The organism is Mycobacterium sp. IDUB_19 (genome assembly GCF_055419445.1).
The window spans coordinates 1-4,520 of the sequence record NZ_JBVAXR010000091.1 but is presented as its reverse complement, the minus strand read 5'-3'; the positions used below and the strand labels follow the sequence as shown (position 1 = coordinate 4,520).

The window sequence follows — 4,520 nt, the reverse complement described above, 5'->3', positions numbered from 1 at the left end:
TGCCCAACCCCCGCTCACGCAGCCCCAAATAATCCCGCTCCAGCGCCGACAGGCCCGCCACCACACCATCGAAAGCCCGTTGCCGCGCAGGCTTCTCGGCGAACTCCTCATTGATCGTGACCGATTCAACGGACCACAACCCGTCGGACCCGCGCACCCCACGAACCCCACGAACCCGCTCAAACACGGTGTCATCACCCGCCGTCCTCGAACCCCGGGCTCGTTCCACGCCACTCAGCGGCCCGGCCCGATGCGAACCGTCGGTCACCTTGATGTGATAGTCAAAAACGGGTTGTCCGTCCTCGTCCTCGATGCCGAGGTTTTCCAGCATGGTCTTGACGGCGGGGTCACAACCCCGCAAGAAGTTCCACACGATTTGCGGTGGTTTCCCGTCTACCCAGTGGTCCCGGTTGAAATAGGCAACCCGAAGTTGTCCGAGGGCTTGGGCTTCCAGTTTGTATCGCTGGTAGAGGTGCCGCCTGAGCGGGTGGTTTTTCGCTTCATGCCAGGCTCGACCGCCATCGGTGATGATGTCGATCTCGCAGCTGATGTGACCAAGTGTCCGATGTTCAGCGGTGAAACCTCGGCACACCGCGTCGATCTGGTCGAGTTGCTCGGCCAGCCCGATCTCGCCGAGCAGACCGGCCACGGAATGCGATACAGAGCCGATCGCGTCCCATGCCATGGTGATATGCAATTCGTCGAGCAGCCGACGATGGACCACGACATGGTCAAGCCACCGCCACGCGCCCCTATCCACCAGGCCCTCGTGCCTGTCCAGCAGTGCATGCAACCGTCGTTCGGCCTCAGCCAGATCTTCAAGCGCCCTGTCCAGTCTGTCGATAGCCACGGGGTGGTCCGGGCCTCGCGACGGGTCGATCTCCCTGGCCATCCCGTGCTCGGCGCGGTAAATACGGGCCAGCCAGTCAACAAAGTTGGCCCCGGCCCCTGCTGCGCGGACACGCCAGCTCTTCACCCACTGACCGGTACGGGTCGCCGCTCTAACGTCAATCATCGTGTCCGCACGCGTTGTACCCACGAACGCGACCCCGCCCTCATCATCGACAACCCCGGACATCGGATCGTTGAGGGGCATCCGGAGCACAGCTGCGGCTCGCCTCTCCCGGTATTCCCGATACCGTTCGCGGAGGAGGAGCTTCGCCTGCCTAACGGCGTCTGGATCGGTGCCCGCGCGTTCGATTTCCGCTTCCAATTCATGCAGAAGCCCCTCAACCTCGACAAGAGTGCGCTTCCAAGCGATCTCACGATGCACCCGCGCATCATCGGACCGCACTTCGGCGGCCAACCCCGGATCCACCTCAGCTGACGACGCCGCGGCAGCGCCCGGATCGATCCCAGCTACGAGCCCGTTAGGAAGGTTAGCGGTGGGATGCAGCCCGTGCGTCGCAGCCGGGCTTGATGGCCCAGAATTCGACCCAGACTCGGAGGAGGCCGACGATCCGCGCAGCTTCCCTTCCTGGACGAGCCCCTCGCCCGAAGGCGCGGTTTCGGCCGGGACGGGATCACCGCCCCCGGCCTCGCCGCCGCCGTTCGAGCGGTCGTCGGATCCGATCCGACGGACGTGGTCGTCGGCGACATGGGATGGGGCGCCGGCACCGTCTGGCCCCGGATCATCCCAGTGGTCCCACACATACTTCGCGGCGCGGGTGACCTTTGGGCCGATTCTCCCCACCCTCATTGTTCGCCCCGCACGCGTTCGGCTGTAGTTGTGCGTGTAGCACAAGAACAAGGCTTCGGCGGCATCCACGTTCTCGTCGACCAGTTCGCGTTGAAGCTGTTTGAGCCTGCCATGATCGCGGCGGTCCAACCACTCGATGGTGTCCAACACCTCCGTGGTCGACGGGGGCTCATCCGAGTACAGCAATGCCCACCGCTTCTCCATTTGGGCGAGCGTGTCCATAAGGGAAGACGGCGAGATTCCGGAGGCCTTGGCCGCCTGCGTCAACGTGAGGTCTGGGCGGAGGTAGAGGTCGAGGAATCGGGCCAACTGCGGATGGCGGCTGCGCAGCACACGCATGCATTCGGTGAACTTCGCGGGAGTCTCACTTTCCATCCGCTCGAATTCGGCCAGCACAACGCTGCGCCGCCAGTGCGCCCACATCCGGCGCGTCGCGGCCACGAGACGATCCCCCGCTACTCTCCCGCCCGGGGCAGCGCCGGCCGCCGTTGGCGTGAGACCCCTGTCGTAGCACAGCTCAAGCTCGCGGGTGTGGTTCGGATTCTCGTCGCCAACGGCACGTCGGCATTCGCCGAACTTCTCGTTGTCGACGCGGTCCATCCACTCCAGAAGGTCCAGCGCAGCGTCACGGTCCAGGACTGCGTCGCTCGGGGGGGACTGGTCCCACAACATCCTGAGACGCCGCAAAGCGACAGCCCTCAGATACTTCACTTTCCGAGGTGTTTCCCCAACCTCCTGTGCCACCCGTTCGATGGACAGCTGCCCATCTTTGGACAGCTCAAGACATTTCGCCTCCTGCTCGTGGCGCTTGAGCAGCACACGCATGCACTCGTCGAACTCCTTCAGACCGTCGCGCTTCATCCGTTCGATTACGGCGCGCCACGCCGTGTCGGACAGTGCATCTGAATCCAAGGCATCAATAGCACTGTCCGCGACGACATCTGCGCCGAGGGCGACGTATTCAGACGGAGCTCCCGATAGGCGCAGCTCTCCTTCCCCGAACCCGGCTCCCGAATGTCTGTCTCGCCGCAAATCGCTTGTGGTGCTCGATGGCCCAGTATTCGAACCACGCTCGGAGGAGGCCGATATGCGCAGCTTCCCTTCCGGGAGCCCTTCGCCTGAGGGCGCGGTTTCGGCTTGGACGGGATCATTAGCCGCCACCGGGGGCCCACGGTTGGGTGGTGCAGGCCCGTCGGTGCGATCGATGTGGATGGCCTCGTCGAGGATCGCCTGATCGGCAGTAGCGGTGTCGAGTCTCTGCTGGCGGGCCGACTGCATCCGCTCCCGACTCTCCGAGGCGTCGTCAAACTCCGATTCGGCAGCGCTTTCCTCTTGCGGCCGATCGGGTTCGGACCCGCCGACCTTGGCCCGCGCGCCCTCGTCGATGACAGGTGAAGCCCCCGCGTCTTCCCGGCCCGCCGCCACGATGGTGCGTTCGACGTGAAACTCCCGCGCAAGATCCTCTGCCAGCAGCCGCACGACCCGGTCCTGCTGCGCCGCGAACACACGTGCATCCCACTCAATCCCGTTCGCAGACAACTCGCGACGTATCTCAACAACCGAACGATTGCACTGCAGGCCTTCCAACAGAATTAGGTGCCCCGGGTCGATATCGGGTTGCCTTGCGACGGCCGCAACAGCCGTCTGCACCGCACGCCTGCCCGCCGCAACCACAAGCTGGTAGGCAATCTGATCCACGCGCTTCGCAATACCAGCCAGCCGTCCACGGAACACCACGAAGTCCACCGTGTCCATCAACCACTGCCACACGCTGATCCCATCGGCGGCATCCCACACACTGGCTCGAGCCTCATTCCGCACCGCAGTCACGGCGCCATCGATGTCCGCGGGATTGCGGGCCGACAGGGCGATACGGTCTCTGATATCGGACTCGAAGACACCAAACAACTCATCGACCGCCTCAACCCCGCCGGCTCGCACAACCTGTTTCACCACGGCCATATCGGGACCCGCACCCCACACCACACCATCAGAATCGCGCGCTATGGACTCCACCCAGTCCCATTCGGCATTGGTGATGCCCAGCGCCTCACCCAGCGCTTGGCGCTGCTCGTCGGTCAGACCACGCTTGCGGGTGTTGCATTCGATCTTCTCCACTTCTCTCGAGCCCATGCGTACTTCGGTTGCTAGCCGCTTAGAGTCCCAGTATTTCGCGATACGCCGAGCGGTGACGAGGCTCCCCAGGCTGTGATGCCAGATGACACCGGGACGAAACGAACGCAACCGGCCCGGAAAAAATTTCCGCAAAAACAGATCCTGCGCCCACTCGGGAACATCCAACGCACACAACAACTTCCGCCATGTCCGCAGATCCCCATCCCGCTGGTTGCGCTCGAGAGCGATTACCGTACTGTCGGAAACATCGGCATGACCGCTCAGCTCCTCCTGCGTCCGGCCGCGGGATTGACGCAACATTTTGAGGAAGGTTCCCCGATCCTCCGCCGGCCGCGGCAGCCCGAACTCGTTGACGCACAACGCCCGCCACCAACCGGCTTCGCCCGACGCGCGCAACTCCTCACCATCTACCGGCGGCTCGTCGCCGGACTCCATTTGCCGCTTCGCCAGCAGGTGTTGCAGACCGGCTATGCCTTCGTGCGCGGTCGTTACCGACTGCTCGGCGAACTCGCGTTCGGTGGCGGGCTCACCGGCATCGGCGGGCACCTCTTGGGGACTCTCGGCGGTGTGGAGGGGTTTGTTGGATAGTTGTCTGACCGCAATCACGCCTACGCCGTCGACTGGCATCGCCCGTACCGTCGGATCGACACCGCTGGTGTGGCCGTAGTAGGCCACCTGGGCGTTG

The 4,520-nt window shown here is 64.0% G+C and carries 1 protein-coding gene; it reads right to left on the bottom strand.

The window, feature by feature from the left end; all coding sequences use genetic code 11:
• On the bottom strand, positions 1-4,520 hold a 4,520-nt coding region (locus ACZY0B_RS26790), incomplete at both ends, for a helix-turn-helix transcriptional regulator (RefSeq protein WP_463767259.1).